This window comes from uncultured Maricaulis sp., assembly GCF_905480005.1.
Lineage (GTDB): Bacteria > Pseudomonadota > Alphaproteobacteria > Caulobacterales > Maricaulaceae > Maricaulis.
This window is the reverse complement of record NZ_CAJQOO010000047.1, coordinates 46,091-66,347: the sequence shown is the minus strand read 5'-3', so window position 1 is coordinate 66,347 and position 20,257 is coordinate 46,091. Positions and strand designations below refer to the sequence as shown.

Genomic DNA, 20,257 nt, shown 5'->3' with positions numbered 1-20,257 from the left:
GCGGGATAGCGCTCGGCTTCGGATCGACGCGAATGCAGGACGACGCCGGTATTCTCTTCCACAACGAAAGCGGCATAGCGCGAATTGTTTGCGTGGGCAGGCGCGCTGACGCCGCTGAGAGCGAGGCTGAGGGTGAGAATGAGAAGGTGCGCTGTCTTGATCATGGCGAGCAGCCTGCCGGTCGCTCATTGCCAGCAGGTTAAGGCTTCGACGGTGTCATCATATATGTTTTGTGCGCTGCACAATAAATCGCTTGACCCGGGGCGGTGGGGTGGGTAGTAATGTTGCGACTGCGAAGAGCATTTGCAGCAAGTGTAGCAACCGGACAGTGACCCGTGATGAGCGACGTCGACAAAATCTCCACCAAACCGCAAGCGGCAGCCGCCAAGGCTACCGCCCCGAGCGCACCGCGTATTGTGTCGCCGAATGCGGCTCCGGTGAAGGCGACCGCGAAAGCGACTGCGAAGACGAGCCCGGCCAAGTCGAAGTCCTCGACGAAAGCCAAGAAGGCCGCGCCCAAGCCGTCGACGGCCAAAGCGAAACCCGCACCGTCCAAACCCGCCCCCAAGGCAGCCAAGCCGGCCCCGAAAGCCAAGCCCGCTGCCCGCACCGCAGAGAGCTTTGCCATGAATGACACCATCGAGAGCATGACCGCCGCCAGCAATGAAGCGCTCAAGGACGGTTTCGAGAAGACGCTGAAGTCGGTTACCGAGGCCAGCAATTTCCAGAAAGAGACCGTTGAGGCGCTGATCGCTTCCGCGACCCTGGCTGGCAAGGGCATCGAAACCGCCAATACCAATGCCGCCACCTACGCCAAGTCGGCAATGGAAGACAGCGTTGCCGCGACCAAGAAGTTCGCGTCGGCCAAGTCGGTCCAGGAGATCTTCGAGATCCAGTCCGAGTTCACCAAGTCGGCGATGGAAAACTACCTCGCCGAGGTCAATAAGAGCTCTGAGCTCTTCTCGGACATGTTCAAGAATTCGGTGAAGCCGCTGAACGATCGCGTCGCGGCCGCCATGGAGCTCGCACAAGCTCAGCGCTGAGCGGGTGTGACCTGACGAAATTCAGAATTTTCCTCCCCGACTGGGCCCGGTGATTTGTCACCGGGCCCTTTTTTTGTCGGCGTCGCCTCGTTGAGGCGGGGTGGCCTTGTGGCCGTCTTGGGGCGCACGGTGCGAGCACCGAGCGGCCTGTTGCGTTTCGGCGCCGGTTTTCCGGCTGCATGCGAAACGCTGGTGTCCTCCCCGACCGGGCCCGTGATTGATACGGGGCCATTCCGGCGGCACCCCGTCGCGAGACGGGGACCGCCTTTCTAGGCCGATCGCGGTGAAACGGGAAGCATGAATTTTCGGGGCGTGCTATTCTATCGCTTCGGCGGTGCTGTTCACCGTCCCTTTCCAAGTCCGGTACGGATTCCTATCTGTCCCGATGAGTAGCGAAGTAATATTCGAGCACGTTTAAAATATGACCGAACGAAAACAAGATGATACCGGCGTAGAAGAGGAAACTGGCCTCGCGACAAAGACACGGCCGGCAACCAAGAAACCTTCGCTTTACCGTGTTTTGCTACTCAATGATGACTACACGCCAATGGAATTTGTGGTCGAGATTCTCGTCCGTATTTTCCGGAAGTCTCCCGAGGATGCAGCGCGAATCATGCTGCATGTACATCAGAACGGTGTCGGGATGTGTGGCGTGTATACGTATGAGGTTGCCGAGACGAAGGTAGCCCAGGTCATGGACGCCGCACGGCGGGCCCAACACCCGCTGCAGTGCACAATGGAAAAGGAATAGAGTGGTGCCCTCATTCTCTTCAGATCTCGAAGACAGCCTGCACCGCGCTCTGGGCTACGCCAATGAGCGTGGGCATGAATTTGCCACCCTGGAGCATCTTCTTCTTGCTCTTGTGGATGACCAGGACGGCGCGGCGGTGATGAAAGCCTGCGACGTCGATCTCGACGAATTGCGCGCGACCCTTACCGAGTATGTCGACAATGAATTGTCGGAGCTCGTCGTTGATGACGAGGAAGATGCCAAGCCGACCGCCGGCTTCCAGCGCGTGATCCAGCGCGCCGTGATCCACGTCCAGAATGCCGGGCGTGAGGAAGTGACCGGCGCCAATGTGCTGGTCGCGCTTTTCGCGGAACGCGAGAGCCACGCGGCCTATTTCCTCGCCGAGCGCGACATGACCCGTTACGACGCGGTGAATTTCATCTCGCACGGAATCGGACGCAAGCCGGGCGCGACCGAAGAACGCGCCGTACGCGGCGCCGAACCGGCTGAGGAGCCGCAAAAGGATGGCGATGCGCTGACGGCCTATACCGTCAATCTCAACGAGAAAGCCAGAAATGGCGGCGTCGATCCGCTGATCGGCCGTGATGCGGAAGTCGAACGCTGCGTCCAGGTCCTGTGCCGTCGCCGGAAGAACAATCCCTTGCTGGTTGGTGATCCGGGCGTTGGCAAGACGGCCATCGCGGAAGGTATCGCCCGCAAGATCATCGAGGACCAGGTCCCCGACGTGCTGGCGGGTGCCACGATCTATTCGCTCGACATGGGCTCGCTGCTCGCCGGAACCCGCTATCGCGGTGATTTCGAGGAACGCGTGAAGCAGGTCGTCAAGGAACTCGAGGAAAAGGACAATGCTGTCCTCTTCATCGACGAGATCCACACCGTGATCGGTGCCGGCGCAACGTCGGGCGGGGCGATGGACGCGTCCAACCTGCTCAAGCCCGCCCTGCAATCAGGTGGTCTGCGTTGCATGGGCTCGACGACCTACAAGGAATATCGTCAGCACTTCGAGAAGGACCGGGCCCTGGTTCGCCGCTTCCAGAAGATTGATGTTGCCGAGCCGTCCGTGCCGGATGCCATCAAGATCCTGCAGGGGCTGAAGACCTATTTCGAGGACTTCCATGATGTGCGATTCACCAATGACGCGCTGAAATCAGCGGTCGATCTGTCGTCGCGCTATATCGGCGACCGCAAACTGCCGGACAAGGCGATCGACGTTATCGACGAGGCCGGGGCGCAAATGCGTCTCCAGCCGGTGTCCAAGCGCAAGAAGACGATTGGCGTGAAAGAGGTCGAGGGCGTGGTCGCCACGATGGCTCGGATCCCGCCGAAAACCGTGTCCAAGGATGACGAGCAATCGCTCAGGACCCTCGAGACGGATCTGAAGCACACCGTATTCGGGCAGGACGAGGCAATTGACCAGCTGGCCACCGCCATCAAGCTGTCGCGAGCCGGCCTGCGCGAGCCCGACAAGCCGATCGGCTGCTATCTCTTCTCCGGCCCCACGGGTGTCGGCAAGACCGAGGTGACCAAGCAGCTGGCCGATATAATGGGTATCGAATTGCAGCGTTTCGACATGTCGGAATACATGGAGCGTCACGCCGTCTCGCGTCTCATCGGGGCGCCTCCCGGTTATGTCGGGTTCGACCAGGGCGGTCTCCTGACCGACGGGGTCGACCAGCACCCGCACTCCGTGTTGCTGCTCGACGAGATCGAGAAGGCACACCCGGACCTGTTCAACATCCTCCTGCAGGTGATGGACAATGGCACGCTCACCGATACCAATGGCAAGAAGGTCGATTTCCGCAATGTCATCCTGGTGATGACGACCAATGCGGGCGCGTCCGACGCGCAAAAGGAATCGATCGGATTTGGCCGAGGCAAGAAGACGGACGAGGCGGACAAGGCGGTCGAACGCCTGTTTACCCCGGAATTCCGCAACCGGCTGGATGCGGTCATTCCGTTCGCACCCCTGTCGCCGGATTCGATCGGTCGCGTGGTCGAGAAATTCGTCCTGCAGCTGGAAGCCCAGCTCATTGATCGCGGTGTCACCTTCGAGCTGACCGCTGACGCCACCGCATGGCTGGCCGAGCGCGGCTATGACAGTCGTTTCGGTGCCCGCCCGCTGGCCCGTGTCATCCAGGAGCACATCAAGAAGCCCCTGGCCGACCAGATATTGTTCGGGGAGCTCAAGAAAGGTGGCTTGGTGAAGGTCGATGTGGATGAGGCGGACGGTGATCGCCTGGACTTCCACATCACGCCTGGCGACCGGCTCCTGCCGCGCAATGCGAAGAAAAAGGACAAGAAGGAAGAGGTCTGACCCAGACCAAGTTTCTGTCCAAACGAGAAACGGCGTCCCGCGGGGCGCCGTTTTTTTGTCGTCCTGTCTTTTCCTCGGCAACTTCAGTGTCTTGTCGCTTAAATAGCCAGACCTGTTTCGGGACGCTGGGAGGTTGGTGCGGCTGTCGCCGATTCCCAGACCTCGATGCATCGCGCTTTTCTCGAGCTCCAGACGAACCAAAGCGACGAGATTCGGCCGGGGATGACGACGAGCGCGGCAGGCCTCCCCGCGCTGAAAGTCGGACCGGATCCGATTCCTGTTCAGACCGCGCCCGGTCCGGTCGTAGTGAATCTGGTGTCACGGTATGCATACGGTGAGCGCATTTCCGCCACCGGAACGGGCTCGACTATTCTGCTGCCAAATCGCAGGGCGCGGGCATCCGGCCGGCATTGTCGGGCTGGCTGCGGTATTGCCGGGGTGTCATCCCCTCGCTTTCCTTGAAGGCCCGGTTGAACGGTCCGATCGAGGCGAAGCCGCTGTCGAGTGCAATGTCCAGGATACTGGTCTCACGGCAGGACGGATCGCGCAGGCACGCCTTGGCGTGATCGATCCGGTAGCGATTGACGAAGCGATTGAAATTGCGTTCGCCGAGACCCGCGGTAATGGCGCGGCTAATCCGGTAATCCGGTTCACGCAGGCGCCGGGCGAGGCTGGCGACCTTGAGGTCCGGATCAAGATAGAGGGCGTCCCGCTCGACCTGGTTACGGACCCATTCGCCCAGGGTGCGTTCGTCATCACTGGGGGCAGCGGGTCGCGCGACCGCGTCCGCCGACAGTGCCGGGATCGGGTGCCGTGTGCGCCAGATCACGCCGAATCCGGCGACAAAAAAGATCGAGGCGCCGCAGACGGCCTGCATGAGGGCGATACTGGCTTCGCTGAAACGCGTGCTGTCACCATGGTCCAGCAGGGCCACGCAGATACTGACACAGACGCCATAGGCCGTCAGGAAGCCTATGCGCAGCCGACGGTCCGTCCGCGACTCGGCCTGTTTCCAGCCGCGCAGGCCTTCCCAGAAAGCGAGCACGAGGACGGTCGATGAGAGCATGACCTGGAAGCTGCTCGATGCCGCGAGCGTACCGTCCAGTCCGGACTGGCCAATGACGCGTTCCGCCGACAGGGCGATCAGGGTCTGATTGAAGATGGCGGGGCTGAATATCCCGCCGACCAGCAAGGCGTGAGGCCAGCCAAAACCCACATCCGGGCGGAACAGGCCGCGCGAGACCAGCCAGAAACAGCTGCAGCTGGCACAGCCGGCGATCGCCAGGGCCGGGGTGAGGGCGCCCGTCGCGTCGCCATAGACATCGCGGATCATCACGGCGGCGAGGCCGGCACAGAATACAGCCCAGGCGATTTGCAGCCCGCTGCGCGTGTGCATCGAGAGGATAAAGAGGATCGAGGCGATCCCGCCTGCTCCCACGATGAGCTTGATGGCGTTCGCAATGTCGAGCATCCGATGCGCCTCCCAGAATTCCGCGTCTGCGCCGTTCAGATGGGTGTCGCACATTTCGGGCCAGGATCAACCTGCCTGAATTCGATAAAACCGGGTTTGCCGATTTTGAAATCGGCAAGACGGGCATGGATCTGTGTGGTCGAGAGGTCGAGGCGGCGAGTTGAACGCGCGCCTTCAGGACTGTGAAAAGGGTTCGACCATGTCTGACACATCTGCCGCGCCGGTCCGGCGACACGGCAATTTCCCGCAACAATTCCTGCAGGGGAGCGGCGTCCTCTGGTTCATCATTGCGGCGATCGGCCAGTGGATGTTCGTCGTCTACATCCTCGGTGCCTATATCCCGCGAACGCTGGGCGGCAGTTTCGAACGCTGGAATGAAACCGGCCTGATTGACGGTTATGTCCAGAATGATGCGCTCGGAAATTTCGGCTTTATCTCTCACGTTCTGCTCGCAGCCTTCGTCAGCGCGGCGGGCGTGATCCAGCTCCTGCCTGTGATCAGGCGCAAATTTCCGGCCTTTCATCGTTGGAATGGTCGCGCCTACATGTCTGTCGCCGTCTTTCTGGCGGTCGGCGGCATCATCCTGGTCTGGGTGCGCGGGACGCGGATGAATGACTGGGCCGCGCTTGGCACGACACTGGATGGCGTGCTGATCCTGGTCACCGCAGCCTTCACCCTGCGCCATGCGATGGCACGCCGGATTGATCTGCATCGTCGCTGGGCGATGCGCCTTTTCCTGGTTGTGAATGGAGTCTGGTTCGTCCGGGTCTTCTACATGGCCTGGGCCATTGCCAGCGGTGGAGCGGGCATGCACCGGACGATGGACGGCCCGACCGATATCCTTGTGCCGTATTTGGCCTTCCTCGTGCCGCTTGTCTTGCTGGAGGCCTATCAGAAGGCCCGGGACTCGCGCTCGTCAGGCTTCAAGCTGGGAGTGGCCGGTCTGATCCTGGCCGGTGCCGGCGTCACGGCCCTGGGCCTGTTTGGTGCCTGGATGATGATGTGGTCGCCGAACATCCTGATCTTCGGCTAGGCAGTCGGTGCGGATCGGCGATCGCGGACATACAGACGGAAGGCGAGGTGGAGCAGCCAGCTGGCGAGACCCAGCATGGCTGTTCCCGCCGCCAGTCGAGGGTCCGCATCGAAACGGTGGCCGAGGCCAAAGACTGTCGCGATCAGGCCCAGAGCCGTCAGGCCGTGCCAGGCGAGCGGCGACCCGTATGGGCGGACCGGCGGCGCGTCGACGGTGGCAATCGGTGCCGCAAGCCGGTTCTGCAAGGCTTCGCTCGACAGGTCGAAGCTCGCCGCCAGCGCCTTCACGGCCTCCAGGCTGGCGGGACGCCCGCTCTCGATACGCTGTATCGTGCGTTCGCTGAGATCGCTGATCCGGGCCAGCTCGGCCTGGGACCAGCCCTTCGCCTGTCTGAGGGCCATCAAACTCATCTATCTGCCTTCGGTTTCGTCGCCGGTAGGGTTCAGGTGGAGACATGATAGCGGTCCATCCGCAGCGGCACCACGACATGAGCACGACAGCCCCGGAAATTTGCGGGTGTGGATTGTATCCGGCGCATTGATACTGACGCCGAAGTCGCCCAGAACGGGGGCTTGTGACCGGGACCTTCTTCCATGCCGCAGCCGAGCCCTGCCGAGATTTTGAGCGCGACCTTCGGCTTTCCCGGGTTTCGACCCGGCCAGGCCGATATCGTCGACCATATACTCGCAGGTCGCCCCACCCTTTGCGTGATGCCGACAGGGGCTGGCAAGTCGATCTGCTACCAGGTGCCGGCCCTCATCCTCGATGGGCTGACGATCGTTGTGTCCCCGCTCACGGCGCTGATGGACGACCAGGTTGCGGCGCTGCGGGCCAATGGGGTTGCGGCCGTCGCCATCCATTCCGGGCGGGACCGCGACGCCAATATTGATGACTGGCGCCGCGTGCAATCGGGTGAGGTCCGTCTGCTCTATCTCTCGCCGGAGCGATTGATGACGGGCCGCATGCTGGCGGCGCTGGAGGGGGTCGATCCCGCCATGTTCGTTGTCGACGAAGCCCATTGCATTTCCAAATGGGGCGCCAGCTTCCGGCCGGAATATGAGGAGCTCGGCTTCCTCAAGACACGTTTCCCGAAGGCGCGCCTGTCGGCCTTCACCGCGACCGCGGACGCAGCGACCCGCGCTGATATTGCTGCCAAGCTCTTTGGCGAGGATGCCGAGATTGTTGTGCACGGTTTCGACCGGCCCAACCTCACCCTGTCCGTGGCAGCGAAGGACAAGTGGAAACCGCAATTGATGGATTTTCTCGAGACGCGCCGCGGCGTCTCCGGGATCGTCTATTGCCTGTCACGCAAATCAACCGAGGAAGTCGCCGGCCTGTTGTGTGAGAGCGGGTTCAAGGCGCTGCCCTATCATGCTGGCCTGGCGCCGGAGACCCGACGGGAGAATCAGGAGCGCTTCATGGCGGAGGAGGCGGTTGTCATGGTCGCCACCATTGCGTTCGGCATGGGGATCGACAAGCCGGACATCCGCTATGTCTTCCATCTCCACATGCCCGGTTCCATGGAAGCCTATTATCAGGAGATCGGGCGGGCCGGGCGTGATGGTCAGCCCGCGGAGGCCATGATGCTCTACGGTCTCGGCGATGCCCGCATGCGCCGGCAATTCATCGACCAGGACGGTGAGGATGGTGATCACAAGCGCCGTGAACACAAACGCCTGGACAGCCTGCTTTCCTATTGCGAAGCGACCCGGTGCCGGCGCCTGTCCCTCCTGGCCTATTTTGGTGAAAGCGGTGGTGAGCCTTGCGGGAATTGCGATCTGTGCCTCGATCCGCCGACCTTGATCGACGGCACGCGCGAAGCCCAGATATTGTTCTCCGCGATTGCCCGGACCGGAGAGATGTTTGGTGCCGCCCATGTCATCGACGTCTTGCGCGGGGCGGATACCGACAAGATCCGTGCGCGTGGTCACGAGACCCTTCCGACCTGGGGTGTTGGCTCTGACCGGCCCAAACCCTTCTGGCAGGGGCTGGTGCGCCAATGCGTGGCGTCGGGCCTGTTGGCGATCGATATCCAGGGCTTCGGCGCGCTCAAGCTGACCCCGGCCGCCCGTGCGGTGCTGAAGGGCGAGCAATCCGTGGAGATTCGCGAAATCAAGGCGAAACCGAATGCGGCATCCAAGCGCAGCCGGGCGACGATCGCGGCCGAGGCCGACGGAGTGGATGTCGAGCTCCTCGGTGCATTGAAGGCCTTGCGCCGAGAGCTGGCAGCGCAGCGCAATGTCCCGGCCTATGTCGTGTTTTCCGACGCGACCCTGATCGACATGGCGCATCTCAAGCCTCAAACCCTGGAGCAGATGGCTGCCGTCAACGGCGTCGGACCCAAAAAGCTCGAAACCTTCGGAACGGACTTCCTGAACTTGCTGAAAACCTAGGGCCGGACCGTGGGCATGACGTGCAAGCCGGATGACATTTGCGGCAAATCATGACGTCATGGCGCGGCCCAGCAGGAAGAGACATGCCCCGTCGCGACGCCCCCTTTTACATCCTGATCGGCCTGCTGTCTGTGCAGGTCGCCTATGGTTTGTTCTGGGCAGTCAATGACATAACGGCCCGGATGGGGTTATGGCCCGACCCTCTGCTTGCCGCCGCCTTCGTCCAAAGCCTGACCGTGCTGCAGGAAGTTTTCTTCTTTTCACACGTGGTCATGAATGGGGTGGCACTGGCCCTGGCCTTGATGGAACGGCGCCTGGCGCTACCGGTCTTTATCCTGTCCTTCCTGCTCGACCGGGCCGACTGGATCATCATGGGCGGCAATAACCTGTTTTCAAACATGGTGGATGCCGACGCCTGGGCGCTCTTCTCCTTCACCCTGCAAGGAGGGATCATGGCATTGCTGGTCTATCTCACTTTCGAGGGCCGCTTGCGCTGATACCGAGCCGCAACGGCCGCTCAGGGCATTTCGATCGCTGCTGCTATCCTGGCGGCCTGGTCAGCCAGTTCATCCATGTCCGCCTGGCCACCACCATGGGCACTCATCGCTTCGCCCTCTGTTCGCGGAATGATGTGAAAATGGACGTGGAAGACGGTCTGCCCGGCCGGCGCACCGTTGAATTGCGTCAGCACGATCCCGCCCGGGGCGAGGGCGGTCTTTACCGCCAGCGCGATCCGCTTGACCCGCACCATGGCGGCCTGCAGTGCGCCATCGGTCATCTCGAGCGCATTGCGCGCCGGTTCGCGCGGCACCACGAGGACATGTCCCGGCGCCTGCGGAAAGATGTCCATGAAGGACAGGACATGCTCGTCCTCATAGACCTTCACACAGGGCAGTTCGCCGCGCAGGATCTTGGCGAAGATATTCTCGGGATCGTAGGCGCCGTCGAGGCTCATTATGTCTCTCCGCTTCGTGTGAGCTGGATATCCTGCCTAGCCTGTTGCGCCCGGGTCCGTCCACCGATCGGCCGGTTTACCGGTCTTCGTGGAGCGTCTGCCCGACCGTGCGAAGGCTTGAGAGCCAGCCGCGGAGACCGAGCGGGGAGTGAGGCGCATAACCCAGCTCCTCCACTGTGAAAGGCTCCGGTGGTTCGGCTTTGAAGGTCTTCTTGCAGCTGCCGCATCGGCGGTGACGCGAGAAAAAGGGATGAAAGGTTCCAAGCGATGTGAGGATCGCCATCAGGAGCAGCCGACGGACCCGACGAGTTTCGCCGCCACAGCTCGGGCAAGGAAAAATCGGCTCTGTACTCGCGGGCTCAAGGCTTTCCAGCCAGGCTTCGGCCTCCCTCCGGCAGCTCGGCGGGACAAGCATGCGCGGTCGATTATACCCGAACTCCAGTGATGGTTTGATTGAGATGAAGTGCCAGTCAGCCACCTCCGCCGGGAAGCCACCGGCGCGCAATGTGCAGGCGAGGACCGCGGCCTCGTTCTGCCAAGGTGAGTAGGCGTTCCGCGTGCTCACGACGTCTGGTCCCGCCGAAACGGGCTCTCCGCGTCCTGGAGCCGGATGTCAGTCCGTACGGCTGCGCGTTCCTGATCCAGATATTGCGCGACGGCGTCGCGAAATCCGGGATTGGCGATGAAATGAGCCGAACGAACCTCTCGCGGGCGATAGCCGCGGGCCAGCTTGTGCTCGCCTTGGGCACCCGCCTCGACGCGGCTCAGCCCGCGGGCAATCGCGGCGTCGATGGCCTGGTGATAGCAGAGCTCGAAATGCAGGTAAGGATGATCGTCGAGCTTGCCCCAATAGCGGCCATAGAGCGCGTGCGAGCCGATCAGGTTGAGCGCCGCGGCGATATAGCGGCCCGCCTTCTTGGCCATGACCAGCAAGACGCGATCGGGCATGCGCTGATGGATGAGGTCGAAGAAGGCGCGATTGAGATAGGGGTAACCCCATTTGCGCGACCCGGTTTCCTGGTAGCAGGCGTAGAAGACGTCCCAATGCTCTGGCTGCAAGGCCGCGCCGGTCAGGTGCTCGATCTCGATACCGTCCTGCGCGGCGGCGCGCTCCTTGCGCAGGGCCTTGCGCTTGCGGGAGCTGAGATCGGCGAGAAAGGCGTCATAATCGGCATAGTCCCGATTGGACCATATGAATTGCCGGTCGATCCGGGCCAGCAGGCCGCTCTCATCGAGCTCGCTCGCGGTTGGGGCATCGGGGAAATTCACGTGCCATCCGGAACAGCCCCAGCGTTCGGTCAGTTCGCAGGCTGTTTGCGCCAGCGCGCGGCGCATGGCGGCGCTGTCGGCCAGTACGCGGCGTCCGGTCGCCGGGGTGAAGGGAATCGCGCTCAGGAGTTTGGGATAATACTGTCCGCCGGCGCGGTCATAAGCGTCGGCCCAGGCGTGATCAAAGACATATTCGCCCATCGAATGGGTCTTTGCGTAGAGCGGGAGGGCGCCGACCAATTTGCCATCCGGGCCGGTGGCCACAAGATGCCGGGGCAACCAACCACTTTCCTCACCGACACAGCCGCTGGCTTCGAGCGCTTCAAGGAAATCCCAGCTCAGGAAAGGGTCGAACTCGGCATTGGCCGGATTGGCCAGTGCGTCCCAAGCGTCTCGTGACAAAGCGCTCAGGCCCTCGATCGCCTGTACGGTGATCGGCGGCGACCCGGTCTCGCCGTCATCAGCCGGTGGAGGCGCCATTCAATCCCCGGTCAGTTGCGACGTTGCTGGCGCCGGATCTGACGCAATTCCGCTGCGGTGGGCAGGGAAACAGCTTCAATCTCGGTCGCCCGAACCCAGGCCGGTGTCCCGACTTCCAGCTCGGCGCGGGCGCGCGTTGCAAACTGGTGCGCACGAGGCCGATTGCCGGCGGCGTAGGACTGTTCGGCGATCGCCAGTTGGGCCAGGGCCGTGTCGCCATTGCGCTCGTGGATGATGGAGAGCTGATACCAGGCAAAGCCATTGTCGGGCTCGATATCGAGCGCGACGCGCAAATGCCGGGCCGCCTCATCCTGATAGGCCGCGTCCTCGGTCGCGATCATCGCGATGGCCAGATTGACTCGCAGCAAGGGCGCCGTGGGCTCCAGGTCGACAGATTGCCGATGGGGTATGATCGCGTCTTCCACGTGGCCGCTTTCGAACAGCATCTGCCCGTGCAATTCGTGGAAATACGGGTTCTCCGGCTCTTCCTCGAGCAAGCTCAAAATCTCCTCGAGTGCACGGTCGAGCCGTGCGTCATGATAGTAGGCCACCGCACGCGCATACCGCGCCGGCAGCGACTGATCGCTCTCGGGATACCGGTAGAAAACGAATTGCGGTTCGGCGAGGAAGCCGTAGATCTTGGCCTGGATCCGGGCCAGGCGGGCCATTTCCCCAGCGCTGTCCTCAGTCTCGTAATAAGGCGACTCGGTCGCGCCACCCCGCAGATTGGCGATCCGCTCCGATGACAACGGGTGGGAGCGGAAATAGGGGAAGCGCCGGGCATTCGACATCACTTCCTGATAGCGAAAGCGTTCGAAGAATTGCACGAGACCTTCGGCTGATTGTCCGCTGGCTTCGAGGAATTGCAGCCCGGCCTGATCGGCGGACGCTTCCTGGGCCCGGCTATAGGTCATGAAGGAGAGGGCACCGAATTGCTGTGAGGAGGCCAGCAGAGCGCCGGCTGCTCCGCCTTCGCCCGCCAGGGCAGCGAGAACGCCCAGACCAAGACTGATGAACATCGGCGCCTGGGCTGCGGTAATGCCATCGCCAATTCGAGCCAGATGGGCGCCGGAAATATGTCCGGCCTCGTGGGCAATGACACCAATCAGCTGGTTCGGTGTCTCGGATTCCAGAATGATACCGGTGTGCAGAAATATGTTCTGGCCCCCGGTAACGAAGGCGTTCAGCGAGGGATCCGCTACGATGTAGAGATCGACATCGGCCGACTCCAGGCCGGCAGCATCAAGTATCGGGTCAGCGTAATCGCGCAACATATGCTCGATTTCCGTGTCCCGAATCAGAGACTGACTCAGGCTCGGCGCATGTGCGGCCACAGCAAGCATGCAGGCTGTAGCGACGGTTTTCAGGACAGACATCCTGCCTCCACTGATCGGCCCCCGCTCGGCCTATGATAGCAGCATCACCCCATGACACCACAAGAACCAAGATGGGTTGCCCGGACGCGCCGGGCAACCCTTATCCTGGTCAGTTCCCGAACAAGCCCGTCCGGTTCCACCAGCCACGACGCTTCGGCTTGCCGTCATCACTCTCGGCCGTGCCGGCGTCGGCAGCTTCGGTTTCACGCGGTGTGTCGTCGGATTCCGTCGCTGCCTTCTCGGTTTCTGCAGCAGCGGCCGGTTTTGCGGCAGCCTTGGGAGCCGTTTTGGCGGCGGCCTTCGGGGCGGCCTTGGGAGCAGGCTTGGGAGCAGGCTTTGCTGCCTCCGCTTCTGGCTCGTCCGCTTTCTTGCGACGTGTCCGCCGCTTCGGCTTCGGCGCTTCGTCCTCGACCGATTTGGCTGTTTCGGCCTCCGGCGTGTCGGTCGCGGCATCAGCAGCAGGTTCCGCGGCCTTCTTGCGCGGCCGACGTGTCCGCTTCTTGGGCGCTTCCTCGGCCGCTGCCGGCGCCTCGTCCGGCGCGTCGGCCGTGACGTCGGCAGTCTCTTCCGCGCCAGCTTCGACAGGCGCTTCGGTCTCGGTCTTCTTGCGACGCGGGGCACGCTTGCGCTTCGGCTTTTCTTCGGCGGGTGCCGCGTCTGCCGGTACGTCTGCCGGTGTGTCTGCCGGTGTGTTCTCTGGTGCGTCCTTTGGTGCGTCAGTCGTGGCTTCGCTCACGGCGTCCGCCGCGGTCTCTGCCGTCTCGGACTCGCCAGTTTCAGCCGATGCGGCATTGTCCTCAGTCGATGCTTCGCCTTCGGTACGACGACGTCCCCGTCCACCCCGGCGCCCGCGGCGACGGCGACGGCGCGGCTGGTCCTCGCCATCTTCACCCTGGGCGTCGCGATTGCCGGATTCCTCACCTGAAGCCTCTGCGGCCTCATCATCCGAACCTTCGACATTGACCACTTCCATGGCGGCGTTGCTGTCCTCGGAGGAGGATTTGCGACGCCGGCGACGACGACGGCGACGACCGCCACCTTCGCGGTTCTCGTCTTCGCTCTCGGCGCTTTCCTCTTCCGGCGTGTCCGGGATCTCGATCTCTTCAATCGACTCCACAGACAGCGGTGCCATCGTCAATTCTTCGCCCGGCTCACGGTTCTCGAGGGCTTCGATCGAGAATTCCGGTGCCAGGATCGAATCGTCGGCTTCCACGGAGATACGCATCGAGAAACGCTGTTCGATCATCAGCAGGTGATCACGCTTCTCGTTGAGCAGGTAGATCGCAACCGCGGTCGGGACCGAAATACGGATCCGCTTCGCGCGACCACGCGTGCCTTCCTTCTCCAGGCCGCGCAGAGCGACGAGGGCGCTCGACTCGGTGGAGCGCAAATGTCCGGTGCCCTTACAGGTGGGACAAGTAGTGGTCGACCCTTCCAGCAGGCTCGAGCGGCGCCGCTGGCGGGAGATTTCCATCAAGCCGAATTGCGAGATCCGACCCACCTGCAGGCGGGCCCGGTCGCGCTTCAGCATGTCCTTCATCTTCTTCTCGACGGCACGATTATTCTTGTTCTCGTCCATATCGATGAAGTCGATGACAATCAGGCCGGCGAGGTCGCGCAGACGCATTTGGCGAGCCGCTTCCGCAGCCGCCTCGAGATTGGTCTTGAGCGCGGTCGCCTCAATGTTGCGTTCACGCGTCGAGCGGCCCGAATTGACGTCGATCGAGACCAGGGCTTCGGTCGGATTGATGACCAGATAACCGCCGGACTTGAGCGGAGCGACGTCGGAATAGATCGCCTCGAGCTGGGATTCGCATTGGTGACGCAGGAAGAGCGGCACGGTTTCCTTGTAGTGCTGCACCTTCTTGGCGTGGCTGGGCATCAGCATCTTCATGAAGGCTTTCGCCTCCTTGTAGGCCTCTTCGCCCTCCACCTGTACGCTGTCGATCTCCTTGTCATAGAGATCGCGGATCACGCGCTTGACCAGATTGCCTTCCTCATAGATCAGCGACGGCGCCACGGAGTTCAGCGTCAGCTCGCGGATATTGGTCCACAGGCGAAGCAGATAATCGGCATCGCGCTTGATCTCGGTCTTGGTCCGTGAGGCACCGGCGGTCCGAATGATCAGACCGACGCCCTTGGGCAATTCCAGCTCCGAAACAACGGACTTCAGACGCTTGCGGTCGGACGCGTTGGAGATCTTGCGGGAGATCCCGCCACCACGCGGCGTGTTCGGCATCAGCACGCAATAGCGACCGGCCAGCGAGAGATAGGTCGTCAGGGCCGCGCCCTTATTGCCGCGCTCTTCCTTGGCGACCTGGACCAGAAGGATCTGGCGGCGCTTGATGACTTCCTGGATCTTGTACCGGCGCAGCATCTGGCGACGGCGACGCGCGGCCTGCTGGTCGCTGATATCGTCGTCTTCGCTGTCATCACCGATGGTTTCGGGTGCTTCGGACTCACCGTCAGCATCACCGTCCGGGTCCGCATCGGCGGAGGCGTTGTCGGATTTCGGGGCGGATTCGGCCTTGGCGTCTTCCGGCTCGTCCTCGTCCTCGTCAGCCGCGGATGCTTCTTCCTCGGCGAGGGCGACACGGTCCTCATAGGGGATCTGATAATAGTCGGGATGAATCTCGTTGAAGGCCAGGAAGCCGTGGCGATTGCCGCCATACTCCACAAAAGCCGCCTGCAAGGAGGGCTCAACCCGGGTTACCTTGGCGAGATAGATATTTCCGCGAATGGGGCGGCGGGCGGCCGCTTCGAAGTCAAAATCCTCAACTTTCGAACCGTCGAGCACGACGACGCGGGTCTCTTCTGGATGACCCGCATCGATCAACATTTTCTTGGACATTAAAGTCGTCTCCTGCGCGCGCGCTCGAATATCTGCTGCTCGCCAGTCGGCGAGACAGGGACGGAAGAGGCGGCGGGGGCGAGATGGACGGGGTGCGGCCTGTTTTCAGTGCTCTAGGCATCAGGCGCTCCCCGCGCATCGGCAGTTACCATAAGCGTCCCGCACCATGATTGGGAGGACGCGGCGGTCGGGGCCCCGGAATAATCTTCGGTCGGACCGGGGCGACGATTAGCGTTTTGGCCGACAGCTTGGGTCGACCGCTTCGCGCCTCGCTTCCGCACTCGACCGGCAATCCGGTGGTGCGTCGTCAAGGCCTTGGCAACATGCAACATTCGAATGCGGATGAAAAGGCTTTCGCGCCGTCGGTGAATTGCACGGCAAAATTCCGTTCCGGCATCAACGAAACGTCAAGTTCCATGCGCTAGCGTTACGCAAAAGCCGTGGACAGAATCACGGTGTGTGCGATGGTGTAGTGATGCGGGTTCAACAGTTTTTAGTGGCGTTGACAGGCGCCTTGACGCTTTGCGGACCGGGTCTGGCCGACCAGGAAGTGCGCGATGTGCGTTTCGGCGTGGATGTCTCCACGACGCGGGTTGTCATCGAGACATCCGAGCCTGCCGACTTCCGGGCCTTTACGCTGGACGGTCTGGCTGATCGACTGGTCGTGGACCTGCCGTCGTCACGCTGGTCTGTCGCCAATCTCGCATCAGGCGAGGGTGTCGGGCATGGTCTGGTGGATGCTTTCCGCTTTTTCGACAATTCCGCATCCAGCTCTCGCGTGGTTTTCGAACTCGAACATCCTGCCGTCATCGTGAACCAGTTCGCGCTCGACCCGGCGACGCCGGGCGGCAATCACCGTTTGGTCATCGATGTGGAACGGTCCAGTTCCGACAGTTTCCAGAGCGCATCCGGCTTCGAACACACCCGGGCCGACTCGCTCGATTCGCTGATCGCCGAACGCGTCGAGGCCGTTTACGTGCCGCCGCAGCGCGAGCGTCGTGTCGTCGTTGTCGACCCCGGCCATGGCGGACGCGATCCCGGCTCGATCGGCCTGCATGGCACCCAGGAAGCCGATATCGCCCTGGAAGCCGCGCGCGAGCTGCGGCGTCAACTCGAGGCGACCGGGCGTTATGAAGTGCTTCTGACCCGTGATCGGGACGTCTATCCGTCCTGGGAACAGCGTGTCGGCGTGATGGCGGAATCCCGCGCGGACCTGTTTATCTCGCTGCATTCGGACTCGTCGCAGAATTCCGGTGTGCGTGGCGCGGCGGTCTATACGCTCAATGACCGGGCAGAAAACCGGGCGCGTCAACGGGCCCGTGAGGGCGCGAACCACACCTCGCACGCGGATGTGAACAATATCCTTGTCGAGCTTGAGCTGCGCGAGAAGCGCAACCAGTCATCGGCCTTCGCGGAAGTCCTGCTGGAGCATCTCGACAGCGCCGGTCCGCTTCTGGCCAATCCGCATCGTCAGGCCAATCTCTTCGTTCTGCTCGATTCCCGGGTTCCGGCGGTTCTGGTGGAAATGGGTTTCCTGACCAATCGGGCCGATCATGGCAATCTGACGTCGGCGAGTTATCGCCGTCGCCAGATGACCTCGATTGTCCGCGGTATCGACGACTATTTCGCCAATCGCGGCGATGAGATGTTTGCCGATCGTGAGACGATTGCACTTCCGGCCCGCTGACTCCCTTTAAACCCGGACCGAGCGCGGCCATAATGGCGCCTCGGAGTCATGCTCAACCAAACAGCCTGACCTGCGGGTAGAGTGGCCAGAGGGCACAATGAAGATCTTCACCTTGCGTAACGTCTTGCGGACAGCCCTTTGGGGCGGGATCGCTGCTGTCGTGTTGGCCGTCATCGGATTCATCGCCGTGGCTGTCTATGTGGTGCGCGTCACCGATGATCTGCCGGACTACCAGCAGCTGGCGGAATACGAGCCGCCCATCATGAGCCGGGTTCATGCCGGCGATGGCCTGCTGATCGCCGAATACGCCCGTGAACACCGGGTCTTCGTGCCGATCGCGAATATCCCGCAAAATGTGGTTCACGCCTTCATTTCTGCCGAGGACAAGAATTTCTACGAACATGGCGGGCTCGATTTTCGCGGCATCATCCGCGCCGGACTGTCCAATATCAGCAATGTGATCAATGGGCGTCGCCTCGAGGGGGCGTCGACCATTACCCAACAGGTCGCCAAGAATTTCCTGCTCTCCAGTGAGCAGCGCCTTGAACGCAAGGTGCAGGAGATGGTGTTGTCGCGCCGGATCGAGCGCGCTTTTACCAAGGACCAGATCCTCGAACTCTATCTCAACGAAATTTATCTCGGCAATCGCGCCTATGGCGTGGCCGCGGCCGCGTTGAACTATTTCGGCAAGTCGCTCGACGAGCTTGACCTGCATGAAATCGCCTATCTCGCAGCCCTGCCGAAAGGTCCGGCAAATTACCACCCGGACCGGTATCATGACGCCGCGATCGAGCGTCGCAATTGGGTGCTCTCGCGCATGGCCGAGAATGGCTTTGTGACCGAGGAAGCGGCCCGCGAAGCGATGGCGCAACCTCTTGAGACGGTCGATCGACTGTCCGGTGCGACTTACACCGCCGCCGAATATTTCGTCGAGAATGTGCGGCGGGAAGTCTTCTCGCTCTATGGCGAGGACGAGCTTTACGACGGCGGTCTGTCGATCCGCACAACACTGGATACGCGCATGCAGCTGGCGGCGCGGGACGCGTTGCGCGGCGGGCTGGAAACCTATGATCGCCGTCACGGCTATCGCGGGGCCTTGTCGACCATCGAGCTGGGTGAGGGCTGGGCCGAGCGCCTGGCGGAAGCAGACATCCCGCGTGATCTTGATGACGGCTGGCTGCAGGCGGTGGTCCTCGAGACCAGCGCTGGTGCGGCCCGCATCGGCTTCCTCAATGGCGAGGAAGGCTCGATCCCGATGGCGGCGCTGGAATGGGCGCGCGAGACTCTCCCTGATGGCGAGATCGGGCCGGTCGTTTCGCGGCCGTCCGAAGTTCTCACGGCCGGTGATGTCATCCTGGTGGAGAGCCTGGCCGACGAGGAAGGCTTTGAGGATGGCCAGTACGGCCTGCGCCAGGTGCCCGCGATCAATGGCGGCATCATGGCCATGGATCCGCATACCGGCCGGGTTCTGGCGATGGTGGGCGGCTATTCCTTCCAGCACAGCCAGTTTAACCGGGCGACGCAGGCCCGTCGTCAGCCCGGCTCGGCCTTCAAGCCCTTTGTCTATGCATCGGCGCTGGATAATGGCTATACGCCGGCCAGTTTGATCCTCGATGCTCCCTTCATCGCCACGGGCGGTCCGGATGAGCGTTTCTACATGCCATCCAACTATTCCGAACGCTATTACGGCATGTCGACCCTGCGTCTGGGCCTGGAATTGTCGCGCAATGTGATGACGGTCCGCCTGGCCCAGGAAATGGGCATGTCACCGATCGTCGACTATGGCACGCGCTTCGGGATTTACGACGAGCTGGAACCGGTTCTTGCGATGTCGCTGGGTGCCGGGGAAACCACGCTTTATCGCCTGGTCTCCGCCTATGCGACGATGGTCAATGGGGGGCGCCGCGTTGAGCCGACCATTATTGACCGTGTCCAGGATCGCTCCGGTGCCACGATTTTCGCTCATGAGGTCCTGCCGTGCGAGACCTGTGATGTGACCGCGTGGGAGCGCGGTGAGGTACTGGAACCGCTCTTCCCGGAGACCCGTGAAGAAGTGATCGATCCCGTGACGGCGTATCAGGTTGTGAACATGCTGGAAGGCGCTGTTCAGCGCGGTACCGGCACCGCCTTGCGCCCGCTTCCCTGGACGCTGGCTGGCAAGACCGGCACCACCAATGACTTCCGCGATGCCTGGTTCATGGGATTTGGCCCCGACCTCGTGGTCGGTGTCTATGTCGGCTTTGATACGCCCTTCCAGCTGGGTAGCGGTGAGGCTGGCGGCCGTGTCGCGGCGCCGATTGCGCGTGATTTCCTGGCAGTGGCCCTTGAAGGGTATCCGGTCGCGCCTTTCCGCGTTCCGCCGGGGGTCCGTTTGGCCCCGGTCAATCGGGTCGATGGCGAGCCCGGTGTGCTGGGTCAGTCCGGTATCATTCTTGAAGCCTTCCGTCCGGGCACCGAGCCGTCGCGTCAGACGGATGAGGAAGAAAGCGGTCTCAGCTTCGCCCGGTCCTCGGTCAGTGATGACCCGCTCGCCTTCCTGCTCGCTGAGGAGGATGACGGGGAAGAAGAGGAAGAGGATGACGAGCTGGGTGGTCTGTACTGATCGCATCGGCACCTCGGCCTGCATGCGATGAC

At 62.2% G+C, this 20,257-nt stretch carries 14 protein-coding genes; 8 read left to right on the top strand and 6 right to left on the bottom strand.

The window, feature by feature from the left end:
- Positions 1-338 precede the first annotated feature (338 nt).
- The 3 genes from QZ266_RS05820 (at position 339) to clpA (ending at position 4,108) form a co-directional block, all read left to right on the top strand.
- Positions 339-1,043, top strand: a complete 705-nt coding sequence (locus tag QZ266_RS05820) for a phasin family protein (protein ID WP_295692546.1) — start codon at positions 339-341, stop codon at positions 1,041-1,043.
- 421 nt (positions 1,044-1,464) lie between these two features.
- Complete coding sequence (gene clpS / locus QZ266_RS05815) at positions 1,465-1,794, top strand: ATP-dependent Clp protease adapter ClpS (protein WP_295692544.1); 330 nt, start codon at positions 1,465-1,467, stop codon at positions 1,792-1,794.
- Positions 1,795-1,798: 4 nt separating this feature from the next.
- Complete coding sequence (gene clpA, locus QZ266_RS05810; RefSeq protein ID WP_295692542.1) at positions 1,799-4,108, top strand: ATP-dependent Clp protease ATP-binding subunit ClpA; 2,310 nt, start codon at positions 1,799-1,801, stop codon at positions 4,106-4,108.
- 367 nt (positions 4,109-4,475) lie between these two features.
- On the opposite strand, the gene QZ266_RS05805 is transcribed toward clpA, so the two are convergent.
- Entirely contained in the window at positions 4,476-5,579 is a 1,104-nt protein-coding gene (locus QZ266_RS05805) for a helix-turn-helix transcriptional regulator (protein ID WP_295692540.1), read from the bottom strand.
- 199 nt (positions 5,580-5,778) lie between these two features.
- Between QZ266_RS05805 and QZ266_RS05800 the strand changes: the two genes are divergently transcribed.
- On the top strand, positions 5,779-6,612 hold the full coding sequence (locus QZ266_RS05800) for a DUF2306 domain-containing protein (RefSeq protein WP_295692538.1): 834 nt from the start codon (positions 5,779-5,781) through the stop codon (positions 6,610-6,612).
- Here QZ266_RS05800 and QZ266_RS05795 read toward each other — a convergent pair.
- Positions 6,609-7,013: a helix-turn-helix transcriptional regulator gene (locus QZ266_RS05795; RefSeq protein ID WP_295692536.1), complete on the bottom strand. Its 405-nt coding sequence runs from the start codon at positions 7,011-7,013 to the stop codon at positions 6,609-6,611. The two genes, QZ266_RS05800 and QZ266_RS05795, sit on opposite strands and share 4 nt — an antisense overlap.
- 192 nt (positions 7,014-7,205) lie before the next feature.
- Here QZ266_RS05795 and recQ point away from each other — a divergent pair, with 192 nt between their 5' ends.
- Positions 7,206-9,005: a DNA helicase RecQ gene (gene recQ / locus QZ266_RS05790; protein WP_295692533.1), complete on the top strand. Its 1,800-nt coding sequence runs from the start codon at positions 7,206-7,208 to the stop codon at positions 9,003-9,005.
- An 83-nt stretch (positions 9,006-9,088) separates the two neighbouring features.
- Positions 9,089-9,502: a hypothetical protein gene (locus QZ266_RS05785; protein WP_295692531.1), complete on the top strand. Its 414-nt coding sequence runs from the start codon at positions 9,089-9,091 to the stop codon at positions 9,500-9,502.
- Positions 9,503-9,522: 20 nt separating this feature from the next.
- On the opposite strand, the gene QZ266_RS05780 is transcribed toward QZ266_RS05785, so the two are convergent.
- The 4 genes from QZ266_RS05780 to QZ266_RS05765 all read right to left on the bottom strand — a co-directional run bounded on the left by QZ266_RS05780 (position 9,523) and on the right by QZ266_RS05765 (position 15,936).
- Positions 9,523-9,960 carry an HIT family protein gene (locus QZ266_RS05780; protein ID WP_295692528.1) on the bottom strand — a complete coding sequence of 146 codons (438 nt, stop codon included), beginning with the start codon at positions 9,958-9,960 and terminating at the stop codon, positions 9,523-9,525.
- 561 nt (positions 9,961-10,521) lie between these two features.
- A complete protein-coding gene (locus QZ266_RS05775; protein WP_295692526.1) occupies positions 10,522-11,709 on the bottom strand; it encodes a GNAT family N-acetyltransferase in 1,188 nt (395 codons plus the stop codon).
- An 11-nt stretch (positions 11,710-11,720) separates the two neighbouring features.
- Positions 11,721-13,052, bottom strand: coding sequence for a M48 family metalloprotease (locus tag QZ266_RS05770; RefSeq protein WP_367178207.1), 1,332 nt, complete (start codon positions 13,050-13,052; stop codon positions 11,721-11,723).
- A gap of 142 nt (positions 13,053-13,194) precedes the next feature.
- Positions 13,195-15,936, bottom strand: coding sequence for an Rne/Rng family ribonuclease (locus tag QZ266_RS05765; protein ID WP_295692520.1), 2,742 nt, complete (start codon positions 15,934-15,936; stop codon positions 13,195-13,197).
- A gap of 496 nt (positions 15,937-16,432) precedes the next feature.
- Between QZ266_RS05765 and QZ266_RS05760 the strand changes: the two genes are divergently transcribed.
- Complete coding sequence (locus QZ266_RS05760; RefSeq protein WP_295692518.1) at positions 16,433-17,623, top strand: N-acetylmuramoyl-L-alanine amidase; 1,191 nt, start codon at positions 16,433-16,435, stop codon at positions 17,621-17,623.
- Positions 17,624-17,720: 97 nt separating this feature from the next.
- The gene (locus tag QZ266_RS05755; protein ID WP_295692515.1) at positions 17,721-20,225 is read left to right on the top strand and encodes a penicillin-binding protein 1A; all 2,505 of its coding nucleotides are present in this window, start codon (positions 17,721-17,723) and stop codon (positions 20,223-20,225) included.
- Positions 20,226-20,257: the final 32 nt, after the last annotated feature.

Excerpts from the sequence above, each read along its gene's own strand:
- QZ266_RS05795 (WP_295692536.1), bottom strand. The coding sequence starts at position 7,013 with ATGGCCCTCAGACAGGCGAAGGGCTGGTCCCAGGCCGAGCTGGCCCGG.
- clpS (WP_295692544.1), top strand. The coding sequence starts at position 1,465 with ATGACCGAACGAAAACAAGATGATACCGGCGTAGAAGAGGAAACTGGC.
- QZ266_RS05775 (WP_295692526.1), bottom strand. The coding sequence starts at position 11,709 with ATGGCGCCTCCACCGGCTGATGACGGCGAGACCGGGTCGCCGCCGATC.
- QZ266_RS05820 (WP_295692546.1), top strand. The coding sequence starts at position 339 with ATGAGCGACGTCGACAAAATCTCCACCAAACCGCAAGCGGCAGCCGCC.
- QZ266_RS05780 (WP_295692528.1), bottom strand. The coding sequence starts at position 9,960 with ATGAGCCTCGACGGCGCCTACGATCCCGAGAATATCTTCGCCAAGATC.
- QZ266_RS05800 (WP_295692538.1), top strand. The coding sequence starts at position 5,779 with ATGTCTGACACATCTGCCGCGCCGGTCCGGCGACACGGCAATTTCCCG.
- recQ (WP_295692533.1), top strand. The coding sequence starts at position 7,206 with ATGCCGCAGCCGAGCCCTGCCGAGATTTTGAGCGCGACCTTCGGCTTT.
- QZ266_RS05785 (WP_295692531.1), top strand. The coding sequence starts at position 9,089 with ATGCCCCGTCGCGACGCCCCCTTTTACATCCTGATCGGCCTGCTGTCT.
- QZ266_RS05765 (WP_295692520.1), bottom strand. The coding sequence starts at position 15,936 with ATGTCCAAGAAAATGTTGATCGATGCGGGTCATCCAGAAGAGACCCGC.
- QZ266_RS05805 (WP_295692540.1), bottom strand. The coding sequence starts at position 5,579 with ATGCTCGACATTGCGAACGCCATCAAGCTCATCGTGGGAGCAGGCGGG.
- QZ266_RS05755 (WP_295692515.1), top strand. The coding sequence starts at position 17,721 with ATGAAGATCTTCACCTTGCGTAACGTCTTGCGGACAGCCCTTTGGGGC.
- QZ266_RS05770 (WP_367178207.1), bottom strand. The coding sequence starts at position 13,052 with ATGCTTGCTGTGGCCGCACATGCGCCGAGCCTGAGTCAGTCTCTGATT.